This window comes from Bradyrhizobium lablabi, from assembly GCF_018131005.1.
Lineage (GTDB): Bacteria > Pseudomonadota > Alphaproteobacteria > Rhizobiales > Xanthobacteraceae > Bradyrhizobium > Bradyrhizobium lablabi_D.
In genome coordinates this window covers 90553-111883 of sequence record NZ_JAFCJK010000007.1, presented here as the reverse complement: position 1 = coordinate 111883, position 21331 = coordinate 90553, and the positions used below count along the sequence as shown (strand labels likewise).

General features: G+C 61.3%; 22 protein-coding genes and 2 pseudogenes. 23 read left to right on the top strand and 1 reads right to left on the bottom strand.

Annotated features, from left to right (window positions below; translation table 11 throughout):
- The first annotated feature begins 121 nt into the window (after nucleotides 1-121).
- From JQ553_RS21945 to JQ553_RS21920, 6 genes are all read left to right on the top strand, one after another.
- A complete protein-coding gene (locus tag JQ553_RS21945; RefSeq protein ID WP_212502097.1) occupies nucleotides 122-673 on the top strand; it encodes a ubiquinol-cytochrome C chaperone family protein in 552 nt (183 codons plus the stop codon).
- The gene (locus JQ553_RS21940) at nucleotides 670-1257 is read left to right on the top strand and encodes a DUF177 domain-containing protein (RefSeq protein WP_212502096.1); all 588 of its coding nucleotides are present in this window, start codon (nucleotides 670-672) and stop codon (nucleotides 1255-1257) included. Before JQ553_RS21945 ends, JQ553_RS21940 begins: the two co-directional genes overlap by 4 nt.
- A gap of 301 nt (nucleotides 1258-1558) precedes the next feature.
- The gene (plsX, locus tag JQ553_RS21935) at nucleotides 1559-2620 is read left to right on the top strand and encodes a phosphate acyltransferase PlsX (RefSeq protein ID WP_212502095.1); all 1062 of its coding nucleotides are present in this window, start codon (nucleotides 1559-1561) and stop codon (nucleotides 2618-2620) included.
- On the top strand, nucleotides 2617-3597 hold the full coding sequence (locus tag JQ553_RS21930) for a beta-ketoacyl-ACP synthase III (RefSeq protein WP_212502094.1): 981 nt from the start codon (nucleotides 2617-2619) through the stop codon (nucleotides 3595-3597). The genes plsX and JQ553_RS21930 overlap by 4 nt, the downstream gene beginning before the upstream one ends.
- A 136-nt stretch (nucleotides 3598-3733) precedes the next feature.
- Nucleotides 3734-4060: an integration host factor subunit alpha gene (locus JQ553_RS21925; protein WP_212502093.1), complete on the top strand. Its 327-nt coding sequence runs from the start codon at nucleotides 3734-3736 to the stop codon at nucleotides 4058-4060.
- 79 nt (nucleotides 4061-4139) lie between these two features.
- Nucleotides 4140-4739 carry a MerR family transcriptional regulator gene (locus tag JQ553_RS21920; RefSeq protein WP_212502092.1) on the top strand — a complete coding sequence of 200 codons (600 nt, stop codon included), beginning with the start codon at nucleotides 4140-4142 and terminating at the stop codon, nucleotides 4737-4739.
- A 134-nt stretch (nucleotides 4740-4873) separates the two neighbouring features.
- On the opposite strand, the pseudogene JQ553_RS35330 reads toward JQ553_RS21920, so the two are convergent.
- A pseudogene (locus JQ553_RS35330) lies at nucleotides 4874-4996 on the bottom strand (PEPxxWA-CTERM sorting domain-containing protein); the annotation flags it as partial.
- Nucleotides 4997-5276: 280 nt separating this feature from the next.
- Between JQ553_RS35330 and JQ553_RS21910 the strand changes: the two are divergent.
- The 17 genes and pseudogenes from JQ553_RS21910 to JQ553_RS21825 all read left to right on the top strand — a co-directional run bounded on the left by JQ553_RS21910 (nucleotide 5277) and on the right by JQ553_RS21825 (nucleotide 21327).
- A complete protein-coding gene (locus JQ553_RS21910; RefSeq protein ID WP_212502090.1) occupies nucleotides 5277-6530 on the top strand; it encodes a site-specific integrase in 1254 nt (417 codons plus the stop codon).
- Nucleotides 6530-6901, top strand: coding sequence for a hypothetical protein (locus JQ553_RS21905; protein WP_212502089.1), 372 nt, complete (start codon nucleotides 6530-6532; stop codon nucleotides 6899-6901). The genes JQ553_RS21910 and JQ553_RS21905 overlap by 1 nt, the downstream gene beginning before the upstream one ends.
- 87 nt (nucleotides 6902-6988) lie before the next feature.
- On the top strand, nucleotides 6989-7198 hold the full coding sequence (locus JQ553_RS21900; protein ID WP_212502088.1) for an AlpA family transcriptional regulator: 210 nt from the start codon (nucleotides 6989-6991) through the stop codon (nucleotides 7196-7198).
- Complete coding sequence (locus tag JQ553_RS21895) at nucleotides 7199-7513, top strand: hypothetical protein (protein WP_212502087.1); 315 nt, start codon at nucleotides 7199-7201, stop codon at nucleotides 7511-7513. It begins immediately after the preceding gene.
- Nucleotides 7514-7810: 297 nt separating this feature from the next.
- Complete coding sequence (locus tag JQ553_RS21890; RefSeq protein ID WP_212502086.1) at nucleotides 7811-10093, top strand: bifunctional DNA primase/polymerase; 2283 nt, start codon at nucleotides 7811-7813, stop codon at nucleotides 10091-10093.
- Nucleotides 10094-10341: 248 nt separating this feature from the next.
- Entirely contained in the window at nucleotides 10342-10506 is a 165-nt protein-coding gene (locus JQ553_RS21885; RefSeq protein ID WP_212502085.1) for a hypothetical protein, read from the top strand.
- A gap of 838 nt (nucleotides 10507-11344) precedes the next feature.
- Nucleotides 11345-11593: pseudogene (locus JQ553_RS21880) on the top strand (NUDIX domain-containing protein); the annotation flags it as partial.
- Between the two features lie 1842 nt (nucleotides 11594-13435).
- Nucleotides 13436-14578, top strand: a complete 1143-nt coding sequence (locus JQ553_RS21875; RefSeq protein WP_212502084.1) for a PHB depolymerase family esterase — start codon at nucleotides 13436-13438, stop codon at nucleotides 14576-14578.
- Nucleotides 14579-14892: 314 nt separating this feature from the next.
- Nucleotides 14893-15252 (top strand): hypothetical protein, encoded by a 360-nt coding sequence (locus JQ553_RS21870; RefSeq protein WP_212502083.1) that lies wholly within the window; start codon nucleotides 14893-14895, stop codon nucleotides 15250-15252.
- A gap of 349 nt (nucleotides 15253-15601) precedes the next feature.
- Entirely contained in the window at nucleotides 15602-17506 is a 1905-nt protein-coding gene (locus tag JQ553_RS34585; RefSeq protein WP_249144508.1) for a YhjD/YihY/BrkB family envelope integrity protein, read from the top strand.
- On the top strand, nucleotides 17503-18042 hold the full coding sequence (locus tag JQ553_RS21855) for a hypothetical protein (protein ID WP_212502082.1): 540 nt from the start codon (nucleotides 17503-17505) through the stop codon (nucleotides 18040-18042). Before JQ553_RS34585 ends, JQ553_RS21855 begins: the two co-directional genes overlap by 4 nt.
- On the top strand, nucleotides 18039-18434 hold the full coding sequence (locus JQ553_RS21850; RefSeq protein WP_212502081.1) for a phage holin family protein: 396 nt from the start codon (nucleotides 18039-18041) through the stop codon (nucleotides 18432-18434). The genes JQ553_RS21855 and JQ553_RS21850 overlap by 4 nt, the downstream gene beginning before the upstream one ends.
- Entirely contained in the window at nucleotides 18431-19156 is a 726-nt protein-coding gene (locus JQ553_RS21845) for a hypothetical protein (protein WP_212502080.1), read from the top strand. The genes JQ553_RS21850 and JQ553_RS21845 overlap by 4 nt, the downstream gene beginning before the upstream one ends.
- A gap of 303 nt (nucleotides 19157-19459) precedes the next feature.
- On the top strand, nucleotides 19460-19915 hold the full coding sequence (locus JQ553_RS21840) for a phosphatase PAP2 family protein (protein ID WP_312015184.1): 456 nt from the start codon (nucleotides 19460-19462) through the stop codon (nucleotides 19913-19915).
- Complete coding sequence (locus JQ553_RS21835; RefSeq protein ID WP_212502079.1) at nucleotides 19902-20507, top strand: cupin domain-containing protein; 606 nt, start codon at nucleotides 19902-19904, stop codon at nucleotides 20505-20507. Before JQ553_RS21840 ends, JQ553_RS21835 begins: the two co-directional genes overlap by 14 nt.
- On the top strand, nucleotides 20504-20851 hold the full coding sequence (locus tag JQ553_RS21830) for a DUF3147 family protein (protein WP_212502078.1): 348 nt from the start codon (nucleotides 20504-20506) through the stop codon (nucleotides 20849-20851). The genes JQ553_RS21835 and JQ553_RS21830 overlap by 4 nt, the downstream gene beginning before the upstream one ends.
- Nucleotides 20848-21327, top strand: a complete 480-nt coding sequence (locus JQ553_RS21825) for a DUF3147 family protein (protein ID WP_212502077.1) — start codon at nucleotides 20848-20850, stop codon at nucleotides 21325-21327. The genes JQ553_RS21830 and JQ553_RS21825 overlap by 4 nt, the downstream gene beginning before the upstream one ends.
- The last annotated feature ends 4 nt before the right edge of the window (nucleotides 21328-21331 follow it).

The window sequence follows — 21331 nt, the reverse complement described above, 5'->3', positions numbered from 1 at the left end:
GGCGGAACTGATTCGTCCCCTTGCATCGGGCGAGGCGTTGACGTACCCGGCAGCTCAATGGATTGCAATACAGGCGAGCCTCCAACAAGCGACCGCACCGGGCTCGTAGGCGGAACCCACTATGCTTTGGCCCTTCAACCGCTTCAGAAAAACCCGGGCAGCCCCGCCCGGCACCATTGAGATCATCTATGGCATGATCGTGACACAGGCGCGAGAACCGTTGTTTTACCGGGACTTGGGCGTTCCGGACACGGTCAGCGGCCGTTTTGACCTGCTCTTGATGCATCTGTGGCTCGTGCTGCAGAGGCTGAAATCCGCGGAGGCCGGTTCGGACCTGTCGCAAGCCCTGTTCGACCGCTTCTGCGCCGATATGGACGACAATCTGCGGGAGATGGGGGTCGGCGACCTCGCGGTTCCCAAGCGCATGCAGGCATTTGGCGAGGCGTTCTATGGCCGCACCGCCGCCTATGACCTCGCCCTGACCGATAGCCATGAGGCGCTGGCACACGCCTTCTGCCGGAACATTCTCAATGGTGAGAGCATCGACAAAGCGCGTGAACTGGCCACCTACGCCAGGCGGGCAATCACGGAGCTCGCCCGGATCGACACGGCCGTGTTGAGGGGCGGGGCGTGGCGCTTTCCCATTCCTCTGACAGCGGACCCGACCGCATGACCGATCGGCCCGACACACCGCGCGATCCTCCGCACGATCCTTGGCGCGTTCCCGTGAACGTCGCGCAGATTCCGGAGACCGGGCTGCATCGTGAGATCGAGGCCGACTCCGCCGTGCGCCGGGCGATGGCCGAAATCGCGGGCCTCCGCGAGATCATCTCCGCGCACGCCTCATTCAACGTGACGCCGAGGCGCGACGGGCGCTTCCACGTCGGAGGCCATGTGAAGGCGCGGATTGGACAGACCTGCGTCGTCACCCTCGATCCGATCGAGAACGACATCGACGAGCCGATTGACCTGATCTTCGCGCCGCCGGAGCAGATTCCGCAGATGGCCGATCTGATCGACGATGCCGAGGGCGAAGGGGGGAAGACACTTGACCCGCCAGAGCCGATCGTGAACGGCTTCATCGACATCGGCCGCCTCGCCACCGACGCGCTGTTTCTGGGAATCGACCCGTATCCGCGCAAGCCGGAAGCGGTCTTTGAGTCGATGGTTGAAGTACGTGACCCGGAAGATCATCCGTTTGCCGCCCTGGAAGCTCTGCGGGAAAAGCCCGGCGGCACGAAGGGAGGAGGCAAGTAGCCCGATATTGAAGTGGACGACTGGCCAGAGCTCTCCGCGAACCCTATCTGGCACCGCTTCAAAGAATGTGCGCAAGACGCTGAAATATATATAGTATTACTGGATTGATGAGACGGTCTTTGCAGACGTTCCCTGATGTGGCGGCTTGCGGCCGAGAGGTTGTGTCGGTCCGAGGACACGGTATTGTCGCGGCCCGGCCGGGATGCGTGTTGGCGTCTCGCCGCGCGCCGTTGACAGCGGCGGCCTTAAGCGCGCGGCCTTTGTTGTGAAGGCCGTGAGAGAGCAGGTTTCCGGGACGTTCATGCCTCAAAAGGTTCGAATCGCGCTTGACGCCATGGGTGGCGATGCCGGCGCATCGGTCGTCATTCCGGGCGCCGCGATCTCGTTGAGCCGTCATCCCGAGAGCGAGTTTCTGCTTTTTGGCGATCGGGCGCGGATCGAGCCAGAACTCGCCAAGCATTCCGAACTAAAGGCGGTGTCCAAGGTCGTTCACACCGACGTTGCCGTCAGCATGGACGACAAGCCGAGCCAGGCGTTGCGCCGCGGCCGCAAGACCTCCTCGATGTGGCTGGCGATCGATGCCGTGAAAAAGGGCGAGGCCGACGTCGCGGTGTCCGCGGGCAATACCGGGGCGCTGATGGCAATGGCGCGCTTCAACCTGCGCACGCTGCCCGGCATCGACCGTCCGGCGATCGCGGCAGTGTGGCCGACCCTGCGGGGCGACTCGGTTGTGCTCGATCTCGGCGCAACCATTGGCGGCGACGCCCACCATCTGGTGGCGCTGGCGGTGATGGGCAGCGCGATGGCGAGCGTCCTGTTCAACCTCGAGCGTCCGACCGTGGGCCTCCTCAATATCGGCGTCGAGGAGATCAAGGGCCATGAGGAAATTCGCGAGGCCGCCGAGATACTCCGTGCGATGAATTCGCCGCAGTTCAACTATATCGGTTTCGTCGAGGGCGACGGGATCGGCAAGGGTTTGGCCGACGTGATTGTGTCCGAAGGCTTCAGCGGCAATATCGCGCTCAAGGCTGCCGAGGGAACCGCACGCCAGATGTTCGGATTTCTCAGAGACGCGATGACCTCGAGCGTGTGGGCGCGGATCGGCTATTTGTTTGCGCGTGGCGCGTTCGGGAAGCTGCGCGACAAGCTCGATCCCAACAAGTCGAATGGCGGCGTGCTGCTCGGCCTGAAGGGCGTGGTGGTCAAGAGCCATGGCGGCACCAGCGCGGAAGGCTTTGCCTATGCGGTGGATTGGGGCTATGAGATGGCCCGTTACGATCTCCTCACCAAGATCAATCAGATGCTCAATCGCGACGGCAGTGCGCTGGTGCAGGCGCAGACCGCGCCGGAGGATGTCTCTTGACTGCGATACGTTCGGTCGTGCTCGGCTGCGGCTCTTATTTGCCGGAGCGGGTTTTGACCAATGCCGAACTGGCGACCAAGATCGACACCTCGGATGAATGGATCGTGCAGCGCACGGGCATCCGCGAGCGCCACATTGCAGCCGACGACGAGTTCACTTCGCACCTCGCGATCAAGGCGGCGCGCGCCGCGCTCGCCCATGCAAGGCTCGATGCCCAGGCGATCGACCTGATCGTGCTTGCGACCTCGACGCCGGACAATACCTTTCCCGCGACCGCGGTCGCGGTCCAGCATGGGCTCGGCATCAGCCATGGCGCGGCCTTCGATCTGCAGGCGGTCTGCTCGGGCTTCGTCTTCGCACTCGCGACCGCCGACAACTTCCTGCGCGCGGGGGCCTATAAACGGGCGTTGGTGATCGGCGCGGAGACCTTTTCGCGCATCCTGGACTGGGACGACCGCGGTACCTGCGTGCTGTTTGGCGACGGCGCTGGCGCGGTGGTGCTCGAGGCCCAGCAGCAACAGGCGGGCAACGCGAGCGACCGCGGCGTGCTGACGACGCATCTGCGCTCCGACGGCCGTCACAAGTCCAAGTTGTTCGTGGATGGCGGCCCAGGCTCGACCAGGACGGTGGGACATCTGCGCATGGAAGGGCGCGAGGTCTTCAAGCACGCGGTCGGCATGATCACCGACGTGATCGTCGACGCCTTCAATGCGACCGGCATCACCGCCGAGAACATCGACTGGTTTATTCCGCATCAGGCCAACAAGCGCATCATCGATGCCTCGGCGCACAAGCTCCATATTGCGCCGCAGAAGGTCGTGTTGACCGTCGACAAGCACGGCAACACCTCGGCCGCGTCGATCCCGCTCGCTCTGGCAGTCGCGGTGAAGGATGGACGCGTCAAAAAGGGGGACCTCCTGCTCCTTGAGGCGATGGGTGGTGGCTTCACCTGGGGTTCGGCGCTCCTGCGCTGGTAACCGCATCGTTAAGTGGTGCTGGCGTCTTGTTGTCTTCTTTCATGCTTGTGCATGATGGTCGCTGTTGACCATTGCGCGCTAAGCTTTTAATTTCAGTCAACAAATTGTTCGCCGAGATGTGGGGCAGGCGATGAGCATGGGAACCGGCAAAACAGTTACACGCGTTGATCTATGCGAGGCGGTCTATCAAAAGGTAGGCCTCTCGAGGACCGAATCCTCTGCCTTCGTTGAACTCGTGCTGAAGGAGATCACCGATTGCCTGGAAAAGGGCGAGACGGTGAAGCTGTCGTCGTTCGGGTCGTTCATGGTGCGCAAGAAAGGACAGCGGATCGGACGTAATCCGAAGACCGGCACCGAGGTGCCGATCTCGCCTCGTCGCGTTATGGTGTTCAAGCCGTCGGCGATTCTGAAGCAGCGCATCAATGGTCACGCACCCAATGGCGACGGCAGTAAGGCTGACTGACCTATTCGATTGAGCAAGATATCTTCGGAAGGCCGATTTCCACTTTCCGGGTCATGCTCTGACACAGAGGAGCGGGCGTTTGGACAAGGCGCCGGATGCGTTCCGTACCATCAGCGAAGTCGCTGACGAACTCGATATTCCCCAGCATGTCCTGAGATTCTGGGAAACGCGCTTCGCGCAGATCAAGCCGATGAAGCGTAGTGGCGGCCGTCGCTACTATCGTCCCGACGACGTCGACCTGCTCAAGGGCATCCGCCGCCTGCTCTATGGCGAGGGCTACACCATCCGCGGGGTGCAACGGATCCTCAAGGAGCACGGCATCAAATCGGTGCAGAGCATCGCCGACCAGACCGCGGCTGTATCGTTCGGCGCGGTCGAGGAAGCGGTCGGCCACAGCATGGCTGAGCCCGACGATGCCGAGATGACCGACGGCGCGGATCTCGACGGCGAGGAGGGCGACGGCGACGAGGGAGGGATCGACTACCGCTTCGTCGACCCCGACGAGGACGCCATCCTGTCGACCTACAAGGCGAGGGCCCAGCCGGCGAGAGCGCAGGCTGCCGCTCCTCCTGTGCGCGGCGTCGCGGCCGCCGATCGCGCGCGGCTCGAGAGCGCCCTGCAAGACCTGGTTGCCTGCCGGGAGATGCTGGACGCAGCGATGAAGGACGGTTCGGGCTAAGCCGGAATTCCGTAACGTCGTTACCTCCGTGGAAGGTGACAGGTTGCGGTCCAAGGTGAGCTGGGCGATTGGAGCTGACGCAAAAGACCGCCCGAAGGCGGTCTTTCGATCTCAAGTCAAAGGGTGATGGTGCTCTATGCGGCGTTGAGCGTCGTCTGATCCTTGCGCCGGTAAGCAAGGAAACCCGACCCGCAAAAGCCCAGGATCATCATCGCCCAGGTTGACGGTTCGGGGGCGGCAGCCGTCAAAACAGAATCGGCGGTTCCGATCGGTGCTACGAGAAGAGGAGACGCGTTCGGCGCCCTATCAAGCGATTGATTCTACTTAGTTTAGTTATATTGGTCGGAGCGAGAGGATTTGAACCTCCGACCCCTAGTCTCCCAGTTATAAACGACCCGTTTTATAGCCATTCCTTGCGTTGGATGATGCGCAAAAATCCCGATAATTCCAACGTTATCCAACCTATGTCCACTTGCCTTTTCAGAGCCGATAGCCATATTGCTGGCTATATAGTGGCTATAAATTTGGTGGGGCGACATGTCGATCAAAATCACGACCGACGCGGTTGCGGCGCTGATGAAGTCGGCGGTTCCGAACCGTACGACGTACTATTTCGATGAGGATCTTGCGGGTTTTGGGCTCTACAGGACGACCACCGGCACAGGCACTTATTTTGCCGAATTCCGGCCCGTGGCTGGCGGCTCAAAGAAGCGGTTAAAGCTGGGGCGGGTCGGTACGCTGAAGCCCAACGAGGCACGTGAGGCGGCCCGCAAGGCCATCGCCAACGCGGCTCTGGGCAAAGACCTTGCCAAGGATCGCAGCGACGAGCGGGCAAGTGTGACGGTTGAGGAGCTAGTCTCAAGATACATCAGCGAGCATACCGCGAAGGCGTCGACGGCCGGTCTCTACCGAATGCTGCTGAAGAAGCACATCGGACCACGGCTGGGGAAGATAAAGGCTGTGGTGCTGACGCGGCCCGACGTCAACCGGGCGCACTCCCTTATGTCGCGCGAGGCCCGCGTATCGGCGAACCGCGCTGTCAAGTTGCTGTCGGCCGCGTATGGCTGGGGCGCACGGAATAGTTCGAAGGTGGGCGCACCGACCTACGTTCCCGAAGGCATGAACCCCGCCTCCGGCGCCAATCTGAACGAGGAGAAGAAACGAAAGCGGTACCTCGGCGCCGACGAATTGCGGGCCATTGGCAACGCAATGATCGAGGCGGAGACTGTCGGGCTGCCTGTGGACGCCGGCACGGCGAAGCACGCGCCCAAGGGCCAGTTAGTCGTCATGTCGCCATACGCTGCCGCGGCAATCAGATTGATCATGCTGACCGGCGCCCGCCTGCGTGAAATCCTCAACTTGCGCTGGACGGAGGTTGACCTCGATCATGGAGTTTTGCGGCTGCCAGACAGCAAGAGCGGCGACAAGGACATCTATCTGCCAACCGCCGCGATCGAGATCATCAAGGCGCTGACTCGCGTTGGCGCATATGTCATCGCTGGCGAGAGCGCTGGTACCAAGCGTGAGAAACCCCGCGCCGACCTTAAAAGGCCTTGGGCGGCAATCTGCAAGCGCGCTGGAGTGAAGAATGCGCGAATCCATGACTTGCGGCACACGTTCGCTTCCACGGGGGTCGGCGACCAGATGGGCTTACCCGTTATAGGCGCCTTGCTCGGCCACGCCGATCCCAGCACGACGGCACGATACGCCCACCTTGCCGACGAGGCTGCTAAACGTGCTGTGGAGGCTATCGGTGGCAAGATCGCCGCGGCAATCGCGGGAAGCAAGTGATGGCGCCGCTCCCGAAGTCGTTCAGTGTGGCTGCCCACCCGATTGCAGCGGCGATTAACGAGGGACGCGCGGAGGATGCGCTGCACGCACTAGTGCGGCAGCTCGAGACCGGAAACGCCGACAGGACCGTGCAGGCGCTGGCGGCCAAGTGGATCGCTGCTCTCGGCTTGCGTCCCGGCGATGCCAAGGCGCTGCGCGGTGGCCGCAAGAAGTTGCCGAAGGAATGGCTGGACGTCGCGGAGATGGTGACCGACCTCCAGGACCGGGGCGAAACCTACGAGAAAGCCGTGGCGAAAACAAAGCAGCACTTCGGATATACGGAGCGTCATATCCAGAAGTGCGTCGCGATGTGGCGCGCCGCCAAGGACTAACCGCACAGTTCTAGTAACGCCATGCGGCTGATTTTTCGGCTGCATGCGAGCATATAGCCCTCCGTCAACAACCAACGGAGGCTATTCATGGCTAACATCAGAGTACGAGAGGCGGCCGAATATCTCGGCGTCTCGAAATCCTTTCTGGACAAGGCCCGGTGCTACGGCACCAACGGGCCGAGCTTCATGCGGTTCGGCCGGGCGGTCGTCTACAGCACCGACGAACTGGACCGGTGGGCGAAGGGCTGCACGGTCGCGCCGGCGAATGACAATGCCCTGTCGGTGGAGGCTGCATAGATGACCACCATCAACGAACTGCGCACCCGTGCCCGCGCCATCGGCTACAAGAGCATCCGCAAGCGAGGCTCCGACTACCACTTGATCAATACTATGGGCGAGGCGAAGGCCGGCGCCTCCAGTTTGGATACCCTGACCTGGCTCCTTAGCCAGTTCGAGGAGACCCACGCAACACTCGAAGCCGGCGGCGTTGTTGTGTATTCGACCGCGTGCGGGATACCGCAGTCGGCGGTCGACAAGAATGGCGACGTCGCTCTCGACGACCCGCGCGTAGTGCAGATACTCGCCGAGCAAGCCGCAGCAGGCCTAACCTGATCTACCAGCTCGATCGGCCCTTTAGCCGAATGCTACGCGGCACAGCCGCAACCCCAGCAGGGAATCCCATCTTGAAAATCCTATCCATCCGCCCGTCGCCTCCCGGCGGCAGCACGCTTGCGCATGTCAATATTGAACCCTCTCCGGGCACGCGGATCTATGGCGTGCGCGTCAGTCGCACCGAAGACGGCGCTTATCGGGCTTTCGGGCCCTCGAATGATCGCGGTCGAACCTGTGCGTTCGATCATGACGTAGCAAACCAGATTGCAAAACTCACTGTTGAAGGGCTGTCGCACAATGAACGCACTTGCAGCTAAGAACACCGACGACATCGCCGATCTCCGCCGTTCGCTGTGTGAGCAGGGCTACCATCATATTCCGGTTCTCGATAAAGGCCCGCGCATTCCGGGCTGGGCGAAGAAGCGCATTACGGCCAGCCAAGTAGATGGATATCTTCGCCAACATCCTGACCACGTCCGCACAGGCATTCTGTGCGGGAACGATTTGGTTGCGATCGATATCGATGCACCGACTGAGGCCGTAAGCGAAAAGTTGATCGAGCGGCTGACCGAGATTGTGCCAGCAGCGGAGTTAGCGCCGCGGCGCACTGGCAAGGCGCCCAAATGTCTATTCCTGTTTCGCGCCACCGAGCCGGGCGACAAGAGTGTCACGCCGGAGTTCATGATCGAGGGTGCAAAGCACCAAGTGGAGGTTCTTCGCGACGGCCAGCAGTTCGTTGCGTTTGGCGATCACGTTGAAACCGGCAAGCCGTATACTTGGGCGAACGGCTCGCCGATGGATATCAAACCCGCAGACCTGCCTCCAATTTCCAACGATGATATTGCCGCGTTCCTCACCGAGGCGGACTCTATCCTTACCGGCCTTGGACAGAGAGTGAAAGAGAAGCCGAAGACGAGGCGCGCCCATGGCAAGGATTCGTTCTGGCAGCGGGTGAACACGGCGGCCATTGCGTCGCCAGACCGATGGGTAAAAACGCTATTCCCTGGTGCGCAGCACCAACCCGGCACAGGAGCTTGGCGAGTCTCCAGCGAAGAACTTGGCCGGAATCTCGAAGAGGATATCTCGGTCCACCCCGATGGGATTCAGGACTTCGGCCGCGAACAAGGTGCAACGCCGATTGAACTGGTCAGGGAATTCGGTGGAGCGCCGACCGCGAAGGCTGCAGCGGATTGGCTGTGCGAGCGCCTGGACGTTACTCCGGCCGACCTCGGTTGGGAGCAGCGGCAGTCGGTTGCGATCATCACCGGCCGCACAGCATTACCGAAGCCGGCGAACGATGACATCCGGTCTCCCGCGAGCCCTCGCAGTGATGGGAATCCATTCACCCCGGAGGCGTGTGGTGGTCTCATGGCGGACATCTCTCGGTGGATTCTCGATACATCTCGGCGCAAGTCACCAGAGTTTGCGGTCATGTCGGGAATCGCCTTCATGTCCGTGTTCTATGGGCGGCGCGTCATCGGCCCGACCAGTTGCGGCGTGAACCTCTACCTGGCTGGCATCGCCGGCCCTGGCTTCGGCAAGGAGGCACCGCTGCAGCGGTTGGTGAAGTTGCTGCAGGATACCGACATGGCGTTCCTCGTGGGTGCTGGTGAGGTATCCAGCGCCAGTGCGATCGAGAAGATACTGCGGCGCAAGCCGGTCGTCGTAATGCCCTGGGACGAAGTTGGTGACGTTCTGGAGTCGATCAACGCAAAAGGAAATGGGAACTGGGCGTCGACAATTCGCAAAGCTATGTTGGAGTTATATTCAAAATCGACCGGTGTCTGGTTCGGCAAAGAAACCATGGATGACGAGCGGATCGGGGCGCCGATCCATTGCCCGTCGTTGACTGTCATCGGCACGTCGACACCAACACGATTTTACGGTGGGTTGTCGGAAAAGAACCTATCAGATGGCTTTGCCGCCCGCATGGTCTTTATTGCTCCAACCAAGCGACCGGAGCGCGGCAACCCTCGCGACGGCGGGCTGGTGGTGCCGGCGCCGTTGCGGGAGGCGATCAAGGAAGCGCAGAAGAAGTTCCCGTGGCCATCCACAAACTCGCAGGGGAATTGGCGGACGCCCGATGTTCAGCCCCATCTCTACGAAGTCCCGTGGGCTGATGAGGCGGCCGAAGCCGCGTGGCTGGCTATCGAAGATTGGCAGGAAGCTGAAATTGAGCGCGATGAAACCAGGGACGGGCTTGTTGGACGATTGGCAGAGAACGCAATCCGGTTGGCCACCTTACGCGCGCTCAGCCGCAGCCCCTCGCAGCCGTCAGTCAACGTCGAGGACGTGCGGTGGGCACACGCCATCATGTCGGCGTCCGTTCGATCGCTCGACGATGGCGTCGATAAGTATATGTCTAGCAGCCAGTTTGAGCAGCTCTGCCAGGCCATTCTGTCTTCGCTTCGCAGCAGCCGCGGTGGCTCCATGTATCGAGCGGAATTGCTGAAGCGGCGAGGCATCAGTGGCTCAGATACCAGGACGTTTGATGCTGCGATCCTCAGGCTTCAGGAAACCCGCGAGATCGAGAAGACGGACGGCAAGCGGTTCGTTCTTTCACGCGCCGGTAGCGGGTGAGTGGCACTTGCAGAATCCCTTGCAAAAGCTCGGCAATTGCAACGCGCTGGTACGGAGAATTGTGCCACGGTGTTGCAAATGGCAAGAGTTTGGCAAGTGGTGTAGTAGGTGTAAGTATATGATATATATAAGTATTATCTAATCACTTGCAGATTTGCAGCATTTGCAATCACTCCCGATTTTTTCGGATCACTCCGAGAATCCGTATGGGTTTCAAATCTGCAAATCGGTCTCGAATGGAGATTGAGATGATCGATATCGATACGATCGAGGACGCAGACGAATGCGACGGCGAGAGCCTTCACGCCTATGGGCGCGACACCACCACCGGCCAATGGAGGTGGGAATGGGTGCCTGTCGAGGTGCTCGTCGACGCTGGTCGCGGTGATCTGGTGCCGTGGCTGACCGGGTAGGGGCCACCTCACACTCTAGCGCTGCTCAACCCTCACACCAGTGCCGCCCTCGCACGCGTTAGCCCGCAAGTTTTCCGTTTGTGTCAAAGGGGGGCGCCCCCGAAGTCTCGCCATCCGCTCCAAACACCAGCCGCCTAAATTCGCAACCATAAACGCCCCGAGAAAAAGTCTCGGGCGTTTGCAGTAAAAACCGGCCCAGCAAAGAATTTCCGTCCGCAAAATTCGCAATCGCGAAACCAGGGGGTGGCCTCCAAAGTCCAGATCACCCCGATTCCGCAAACCAGTCGCCCCGTCATCCGCATAAACTTTTCCGGTTTTGATTATTTATCAAAGACGATCCGGCGGGACAGCCGGACGCAACCGAGGCCGACGTGACGACAACGGGCCGATTCGACTCCGGTGCACCGAAGTAAAACTAGCGCCTTCCGTTACGGAATGAGGCGGCGGGCGACCCGGTTGAACTTCCAGCCGATTGGGCCGCTCCGGTGGAGACCTGGCATCTGTGAGGTATTAGCCATCTGCGGCGAGTGGAACGACGTGCAATTATCCCCTTAATAGGGCGATCGTGGGCCACAGAGCGCTGCCGCAGGTATTCCTCAGGCTATTCGGCTGGCGGGGCAGGGGCATGCCAAGAAGTCCGCAAGTCGGCTTTCCGCGGCCGGTGTGGCCCACTTTCACGCGCGCCTGCAATTCAAATGTTGAGGCAACATTGGCCGGCCGCGATCCCAGAGCCCAGGGCGCGCGCTGAAGGCGTCGCCTTGTCAACGCCGCCCGGTATAAACGCGATCAAGAAACTTGTCAGGACGGGGCAACGCAGAAAACGAAGTCCGGAAGACTTATGTTGAGCGCGGGCATCCTGGCCTACAGCAAAGGTGCTGGCGGCCTCGAGGTCCTGCTCGTCCACCCCGGCGGTCCTTTCTGGCGCAAGAAGGACAATGGCGCATGGTCTATTCCGAAGGGCGAAATAGATGGTGACGATGATCCAGAGCAGGCCGCCCGACGGGAATTTGCCGAAGAACTCGGCCCGAGCGCCTCGATTGGTCCACTGCATGGAAGACGCTCCCAAAAAGCCGGAAGAGCTGAAACGCTTACCACCGCGACTACCTGACAAAGAAATAGGCCCGGCATCGCTGCCGGGCCGAACGCTCTAAAAATCGCTACGTAATGAAAGGTCCAGTAGCAGTTGGTCGTGCAGACGTCCGTGTGCTGACTGCACGACGTGGGGCAGGCGGCGCCTGCTTTGGCGGGGATAGTGGTAGAGAGCATTGCGAGCGCGCGATAACGCTGATCAGTTTTATTGGTTCCTATCGCACTGAAGCCGTGATTGGCAGTTGCGTTCAATGAGTCTTTGCAACGTAAAGCGTCAACGACGATTGCTTGTGACCTGCTGACCTCGATAAACCAAATCAGGGCTACGTATACTTCTGAACAGATCACGACCCGACCCAGGCGTACATTCAACGGGTCATGGACGATCGCCTGTTCACTATTCTCCTCGTCGTGCTGGCCATGTTGCCGGTGATAGTGAGGGGCTTTTGCGCTCGTCCTTCCCTGAGGCCCTGGGAGTCGCAGTCGTCAAATGCGGGTAACGCGCCAACACATTGCGCGTTTTGCAGAGCGTCGAAAATGTACGGAGACCTGAATGGAATCGATACTGGGAATTGCCGGTCTGTTCGGCTTATTCGGGATTCTCGCGGCGCTTTATTGGCGTTTCATCCGCTGACTGTGGATTGATCTGCCCGGCGGTAGGCCGGATGCTTGGGGGTCTTGACCTCCACCCAATGGGTACAGCGCCCGGCCTTCTAGCCCCGCTGCGCATGGTTCGCCACCAGACCCTCCAGCCCCATCAGGCAGCGTGGCGGAATGGGTCGGCACCATCTCGCTGTGCTCGCAGGGGCCAGGTGGATGCCATCGACCCGGCGTGTCAGCTGCGATAGCGGCGACGCGCGGTAATCGTTGCCGCCGCCCGCCAGCATGTCGAAGCATAGAACTGAACGTCGGCATCGTGCTTGCGGGACAGCAGCCGTCGAAATCGGATAAGCCGTCAACCCCGCGCAACACAGCTTCACCATCGATCGCGAAGCGATTAGCGGAGCGTGAGCGCGGTCTCAACGATCCACGGAAACCGCTTCGACACGCTCTTGGCGACCGGTCTTGAGCATCAAAACTGGGAAGCGCTGCGATCGTTGTCGGCACTGGCACTGGCCACCGGCCATCGGCGCACGCTGCGATCATCGGTCTGAAGCTTGTTGGCAAGCTCGACCTGTCCCTTGGACATCACGCCACTGGGCAGCTTCTTGCAGACCTAAGCTTGACGAGCGCAGCGCTGAACTGATTGTGGTCAGGCGCGGCTCCTGCGAGGTTGAGGCGGCTGATTAGGCGGCGCACGGTCATCGACAGGCATTCACCGCCGGTTGCAGTCTTGATGCCGAGGTGGACGGCGCCTGCGCGGGAGATCAGATGCGCGACACGATGGCCCGCACGCTCTGGGCGAAGGCGGTGGAGCGGTCTCTGAACAGGGTTGGCCTGCCCAGCTTCTGACCGCACTCACGGGGCCGCGGTAAGGTTTTGCCTTGATGCGGTCGGATTCGCTCACGGCGAGCGCGAAGAACAGATGTAGTTGGAGATTGTCAGCAATGGACAGCGGACCGCGATGAAGCACGCAGTCTTGCGTCCAGCGAAATTACCGGCGCGGTTCTTGACTCAACCGCGCAAGTGCCCATGTTGCGCTGCACATTGTTTTTTGCAATGCAATAATAGGGTGTTCCATGCGCGATTTCCCGCAGATGCTTGCCCGTCTTCAGGCCTTCGAAGCAAATTTGAAGGTCTTCTTGCAGCGGCTCGAAACAGCGCGGCCGGGGCGCCCGCCGACCGCCCGACCCGACTGCGAGAATTGACCAGGTTCGGTACAAATCCCGGCAATCTTCGGATGTTTGCCTACGCGCCGAAACACCTGGCGCGTGGGGCGCCCTTGGTCATCGCGCTACATGGCTGCACTCAGACCGCCGCCGAGTATGACCGCGGCACCGGCTGGTCGTCGCTTGCTGACAGCCTACGCTTCGCGGTTGTCTATCCGCAGCAGCAGCCCGCCAACAATTTGAAAAACTGTTTCTCGTGGTTTTTGCCTGGCGACATCGCGCGCGGAGAGGGAGAGACGCTTTCGATCCGAGAGATGGTGGAGCACGCCATTGCGGCTTTTGGTACCGACCGCCGCAAAGTCTTCGTGACCGGCCTCTCCGCCGGCGGGGCCATGGCGTCGGCTATGCTCGCAACCTACCCAGAGGTTTTTGCCGGGGGCGCCGTTATTGCCGGACTACCCTATGGGTGCGCTAACAACGTTCAACAAGCATTCGAGGCCATGTTCACCGAGCAGAGATATGCCGCAGAGGCGCTTGGTGATCGCGTGCGGGCGGCATCCAAACATCGCGGGCCGTGGCCGAAAATCTCTGTATGGCACGGCACCTGCGATCCGATCGTAAAATCTTGCAATGGTGACGACATCGTTCGGCAGTGGACCAACGTGCACGGACTTCCGGAGAATTCCTCGCATCACGAATTCGCCGAGAGCTTCACCCGCCGCGTTTGGAGCGATCCAAACGGCGAGGCCCTTATCGAGGCTTTCTCCATCAGTGGCATGGCGCATGGCGTGCCGCTCGCGACGACCACGGATGAGAGTTGCGGCTCTGCCGGTGCATTTTTCCTTGATGTGGGAATCTCCTCTACGCATCACATCGCACGCTTCTGGTGCCTGCACAAATCCCGGGTTGATTTGCCGGATGCCGCGGTGCCCGTGTCAGCAACTATCCAGATTGCGAATGATGGCGGCGCCCTTGTCATCGCAGGAGCGGCCGCCGAAGGCGCGCACGGTTCGGCCGAAGCCTCGCTTGCTGACGATGAAGAGCGGCAGTCGCGTTACCCGCTCGACCCCAACGCCATCATTGCGGCGGCCTTCAAGGCCGCAGGTCTTCCGGTTCCGGAGATCCCCGCAGCGCTGCCCGGCCCGTCGCCACGCGTTGCGCCCGGCCCGATCATCGCGGCGGCATTGAAGGCCGCCGGTCTTGTGCGGAGCTAATTCGGCCCAGCGCTCGCGCTTGGGCTGGGCTGGTGGTGGCTCATCGGATCTCCTTCATCGAAGGGCGATAGCCCGGGCCCGGGCGGCACGATGGAAAAAGGCTGTTGCTGGCGCTGACCGCGCCGCCGAGCAACTTTGCGGGCGTAAGAAAGCGTGGCGAAAGGCTGGGCGGTTTTTGTGCGAGTGCCTTCCAGGAACAAAATGGGTTAGTTTGGGCTTGATTGTCCAGATCGGTCACGCAGGGCGAAATCTGACGACGGGTACCGTTGCCGAGTGGTGATCGAAGCGACGACGGTGGACCCAACGAGCCGGCCATGGATACTGAGAAAACGCCGCACGGGAATGGAGGCGATAACCCTCCTGAGGAGCGAAAGCCCATCATTGATCAAATGACCGATTTAGCGGCGCAGGCCGCCGGGACCCTTGCTGAAACGGCTGTTAAAGCGGCCTCAAGAAAAGCCAAAAAGGCGGTTGCTAAGCGACTGCCAAGGCCCGTCAAGAAAGTGGCGACGACAATAGCCAACGCTACGAAGACGCGAAAAAGGACAGCTAAGAAAACCGCCAAGAAGTCATCGAAGAGGTCAAAAACGACTCAGTCAAGAGCTCGACGTGGGACCGCAGGCAAGAAAACAGTCACGAAAGCTGCTAGGAAAAAGCGGGCGGGGCGAAGGTGAGCGGGTGCATCGTCCGGGCGCCCACTGGCTTCGTGTCAACATTGGCCACGCCGACTTGGTTCCGAACATTGGGTAGGAGCAAGTTGACGACACGTCCAGTGCAGGTCATCTGATTGGTGTCGATTTGGCATCACTGTATCGAACCACCATCAGTCCTCGAAGGCCGGCCGGGTAACAGGCCCAAGCCCACAGCTACTCTTGGACGGTTTGCCTGAGGCCAGTCATAGAGAAGCCCACGATTAACCTTTGCTCCCTCGCGACATTGCGTCCCTCAACTCAAGGAAACAATCAAGGACCTTTAGTCGTTGCCGCAAGCATGTGCCGTTCGTATCGACCATGAAAGAATCGCATGGGACGCTTGTGGCGGGTTTTGAAGGTGGCAGTTTCCGGTTTTGTGGCCAACGATGCCTTGAGCCGGGGGGCGGCGATTGCCTTCTATGCCGCGACCTCGCTCGCGCCCGTACTTCTCATCGTCGTCGCAATCGCCGGCCTCGCATTCGGCCAGGACGCTGCGCGCGCGGCGATCAGCCACGAGCTTGGCCAGCTTTTCGGGCCCGCAGGTGGCGATTTCATCAAGTCCATCCTCGAGCGGTCGAGCGACCCGCGCTCCGGGACTCTGGCGACGCTCGTTGGCGTTCTCACGGTTGTGATCACGGCCTCAGGTGTCTTCGGCGAAATGCACACAGCGCTGAACGCCACGTTTAAGGCCAAGCCGATCGACGAGCCGGTCTCGTCGCTGATCCGAACCCGTGCGGCCAGCCTGGGGCTCGTGGCTGCGCTTGGTTTCATGCTGATGGTGTCGTTGGCGGCGAGCGCCGCGCTATCGGCCCTCGGGCATGCCTTTCAGGGCTGGTTCGGCGGCAAGGTCCTGCTGGTCATCCTCAATACCGTCGTGTCCCTATCCATTTTCACGGTACTGTTCACAGCGATCTACAAGGTCCTGCCCGATACGGCGATACCCCGACGCGACCTGGTGCTGGGCGCGTTTGTCACCGCCGTGCTCTTCACGGTCGGCAAGTCCCTCATCGGCATCTACCTCGGGCGGGCGGCGCCAAGCTCGCCCTATGGTGCGGCCGGGGCGCTGATCGTTCTGATGATCTGGACCTACTATTCCGCCCAGATATTTCTGTTCGGCGCCGAACTGACCAAGGCTATCGCCGATGAGCACGCACCGGACCGCCAAGCCCCCAGAGGAACGATTCAACAAGGCTTGAGTTCGCCTTCAAACAAGAACGATGAGGCGGTGACGGCCATGACGCGATCCGTTGAGCAATTAAGAGAAGAGTCCGAGCGGAGCCGGGCGCAACTCGCGGCGACCGTCGATCGGCTAAGGGAACAAATCACCGACACTGCAGAAGACCTTCGCCACAAGGTCTCTCCGCAAGGGATCAAGTCAGAAGTCTCCGAGTTCGTCGGCCGAAAAGCCCAAGGCTGGCGCGACACGCTGAAGCAGCAAGCTATGGAGAACCCGATGCAGACGATCGCTGCGGGAACCGCGGTTGCGGTGCCCCTCCTGCGGCTGGCTCGGGGCTTTCCACTTCCCCTTCTGATGATCGGTGCCGGCCTCGCCCTGACGTCGAAGACTGTTCGCAGCCGCGCTGTTGAGGCGGCGGCGCCCACGATCGAAAAGGCCACGGAAATAGCAGGTGAGGCCGCCGAACGCGCTCGATCCTTCGGGGAAGATACGGCGGATGCGATATCCGCGACGGGGCGTGAGGCCGCCGACCTAGCGCGTGGAGCCCAGGCCACCGCAAGCACGCTTGCCGGCGACCTGAAAGACCGGCTGACCCAGACTGTTGATCGAGTGAAAGCAGGCATCGAAACCGCCTCGGACGCCGCAAAAGATAGCATCGATCGGGGCCGTTCGACTGCACGCGAAAAGGCAACCGCTGCACCGGAAACCGTGCGTCAGGTCTTTCACGACAACGCCGCCCTGATCGCCGGTTTGGGCGTCGCAATCGGAGCGATCATTGCGGCCTCGCTTCCCAACACGAGGGCGGAATCTTCGGCGATCGGCAAGGCGAGCGATGGCGTCAAGCGTGCGGCAGGCAGGGCGGCTCAGTCGGGATTCGAGACGGCCAAGGACGCGGTCCTGTCGGCCGCCGATGCCGCTGCGAAAAGCGTATCGGATGCGGATCTCGGCAAACACGCCAGCCGGATGACCCGGGACATGTCCGAAAGGCTGAAGGAAGCGGCCGACGACATGGTGACGGCAGCATTTAATCCCTCTCGAACTGAAGAGAAACCGTCATGAGCGAATTTGAAAGCCATATCCGACAAGCTGCCTCTCAGGGGCAGGGCTCGACCTCCTCGCAAACTATGAAGGACAAAATCGCCGATGCAGGCGGCGAGGTCAGGCAACGCGCAGGCGACGCGCTGCGGGCCTCAACGGACGTCGCGCGCGACAAGTTCAAGGAAGCTGCCGACGCGGCACGAGACGTGGCGGAGGGAGCCGCAGATCACTTCCAGGACAAAGCCGAACAGCAGCAGCGCTCCGGAGCGGATTTCCTCAGTCGGTTCGCGGGAAACATTCGGCAAGCCGCCCATGCTTTCGACAGCGACGCGCCATTTGCCGCACGCGGAATCAACTCCGCCGCTGACTACGTCGAAGACGTCGGCGAGAAGGTCCGCAACGGAACTTTCGGCGACCTTGTCGACGGGGCGTCCGACTTTGCGAAGCGCCAGCCGGCCGCCTTTCTCGGACTGTCGGTGCTCGCCGGCTTCGCAGCAATACGCTTCTTCAAGGCCTCGGGAAGCAAGGCATCCTCGGATGGCGAGGGTGCGTCATGAACACTCGATCTGATCTTCGGGCGGTCTCAACCCTTTTTGGCGACGCGCTTTCGCAGTTCGCCAAGCTTTTTCAGAACGAGGTTGATCTCGCCAAGGCCGAAGTCGGCGAGAAGATGCAGCGGGTCGGCGGCGCCATCGGCTTCTTCGCGGCGGGTGCCATCCTGGTCGTTCCGGCGCTCGTCATGGCCCTTTTTGCCCTGTCGGCGGCCTTGATCACGGCCGGCTGGTCGCAGCCGATTTCATACCTTGTCTCCGCGATCGTTGCGGCAGTGGTTGCCGGCGTGTTGTTTGCTGTCGGTATGAACCGGCTGGACGCCCGCCATTTGGCGCCTCGTGAAACGATGCGTCAGCTAGAGAAGGACAAGGACACCGTGAAGGAAATGGTGCGATGAGCGGCACACAATCAGGTTTTTTGGACAATCTGAGGGAAGCAGTGCGGGAAAATCCGCTTGCCGCCGCGCTGATCGGAGGAGGCGCGCTGTGGCTCTTGATGGGTAACGAGAGGCTGAAAAACGTGGCAACTTCGATGGGTGCGGCAACGGCACCACTTGCCGATATTGGCACCAATCTGCGGTCGAGCGCACCCAAATTCACGAGCAGCCCGCCGACCGCTCCGGAGACGGACAACGGATCATCACAACACTTGGGCGACACTTTGCGCGATGCCAAAAGCACGGCGGCGGATGTCGTGGCGGGCGCAGCAGATGCGGCCAAGGATCGGTTTGATGAGGGTGTTGCCTATGCGCGGGAAAACTTGGGCAAGCTCGGCGACGCGCTGCCCCGAAAGGAGACGATCGCAAAGGTCCAGTCGTCGTTCTCGGATCTGCTCGAGAGACAACCGCTTCTGCTGGGCGCAATAGGTTTGGTGGTCGGAGCGACCGTTGCGGGCGCGTTCAGTGCGTCCGATCTCGAAAACAAATGGGCAGGTGAGCTCAGCGACAGCGTCAAAGAGGACCTGACTGTTCGGGCAGGGGCGGTAACCCAGAGCGTGCGCGAGTCCGCCGACACGCTCAAGGCCGAAGTCGATGACCTCGGCACCGAAACTCTCGAGCGGCTGCGAGAAACTGCCCGGAGCGGGGCAGATGCGCTCCGTGAGAGTCTGAAGACGCGTTAGGACCGGGTAGGTGAGCGAGGACCTTGAACTGAACTGTCAGGTCAAGCGCCTTTGTCGCATCTGCAAGCCGCCGGAGAGGACCGAACGATCTGAGCGGCCCTGGCACTACGTTTCCGATCGTTGGAGCCATGCGTACGGCAAATAGAATTCGACGAAGTTTGCGCCCGGGGTCAAGCTTTCCAATCACGATTCGACCCACCAAGACGGATGTCTTGATCGCGCGCGCCATCGCGCGCAATACCGCGTCCGCCCCCGAGGAGATCGCCCGCGCCTTGACCCTGGGGAGCCGACGAGAAGGTCCTTTTGTTTCTCGCCGCGGCGGGTTGGATTGCTTCGCGCGGACGCAGCGAAGCGCTGCAGCGCGCCGGCGACCACACGCTTCTGGTCACGGTTGCAGCGTCCCTTTTGCCCCACGGTTTGAAACTTCTGTTCGACCAAACGCGTCCTGACCGAAGGACGGTGATCGGGCACGTCCACGGGGTCTCTTTTTCGGGCAAGCGCAACGACGCCTTTCCCTCCGGCCACGCACTGCACATGGGCGCCTTGGCATCCGCAGCCGGCGTCCTGCCGGCCGGTCCCCGCCGGGCGGTTCGCGCGCTTGCCGTCGGCATTTCGCTGACGCGCATCGTGGTCCTGGCGCACTGGGCGAGCGATGCCATCGCGGGTTTCGTGCTCGGAGCGGTGCTCGAGCGCCTGCTGAGATTATGGACTGGCTACCCGGACTGCTTATCGAAGGAAACCGATCATGCCGATACTTGAAGACTTGAAGGAGTATGCGGAGCGCGTCACCGGTCTCAAGCGGCCGGGCAAGCGATGGGCTCCGGATCTTGCTCGACCCCGCAAGCCCCAAACGGTTCGCTTCAAGGACGATGGTCTCGTCCCTAACCATCCGCGATGGCCGCTGATCATCTATCGCGGTGCGGTCGATCTGGATGGGCGCCACGACCCGGCGGCCGTGATCGAGGACCTTTTCGAGGCCAATGGATGGGGGGACACTTGGCGCGACGGCGTCTACGATTACGTGCACTATCACTCTCGAATCCATGAGGTGCTCGGCATTGGGCGCGGCAAGGGGCGCGTGAGATTCGGCGGCAACAGGGGGCGGATCTTTACGTTGAAGGCGGGCGATGTCGCCATTCTGCCCGCCGGAACCGGCCATCAGTGCCTTTCGGCCGATGACAACTTCCTCGTCATCGGCGCCTATCCGCCGGCGGGCACGTACGACGAATGCACGGCTGTGGAGGAGCGAGCGCAGGCGTTGAAGACCATCCCGAAGGTGCCGGTGCCGCGCAAGGATCCGGTCTATGGCGCTGGCGGACCACTGTTGAAACTCTGGAAGAAGGCGAAATGACAGAACACATCGTGCGCTTTCTCATTGGAGGCGCTGTGGTCTCGGCCTTCGCGATGCTGGGAGATCTTCTACGTCCCAAGAGCTTCGCCGGTCTCTTCGCAGCTGCGCCCTCGGTTGCACTCGCCACGCTCGGGATCGCGGTATATCAGCACGGACCGGGCTACGCGACTCTGCAAACCCATGCCATGATTGCGGGTGCGATCGCGCTCGCCGCCTATAGTGTCGTCGTCTGCCACGTCGTGGTTCGCGCGCGAATGCGAGCATTGCTCGCCACCGTGCTATCACTCGCCGTTTGGCTCATTGTCGCCTTCGGACTGCTGATTTTCGCTGGCGGGCAGGCATGACCCCGATCCGCTTTTCGCCCTCATCTTTGAAGGAAGGCCGCTGGTACGAATATCTGGTTCGCTTCGCATTAGGCGGCATCGCAACCGTCTTCACCGGTCTCATCAGCAGCCGCTATGGAGCGTCCACAGGAGGCCTCTTTCTCGGCCTTCCTGCGATCTTCTGCGCCAGCGCGACGCTCATCGAGAAGCATGAGATCCGCCGCAAGCGGGATGCGGGCGTGGCCGGGGAGCGCCGCGGGCAAATGGCGGCCGCGGTCGACTCGGCCGGCGCCGCGCTCGGCGCGCTGGGCATGCTGGCCTTTGCGATCGTCTTCTCGTTGGCGGCGGAAACTAGCGTCGCGGTCGCTTTTGTTGGCGCATCGCTTGCCTGGCTATTGGTCTCGGTCGCGGCTTGGTACGTGCGACGCAAACTGCGATCAGTGCGGAGAGTCCGGACCGGACAAAAAAGCGGCTCCGCGATCCCGCGAAGCCGCTGAGATC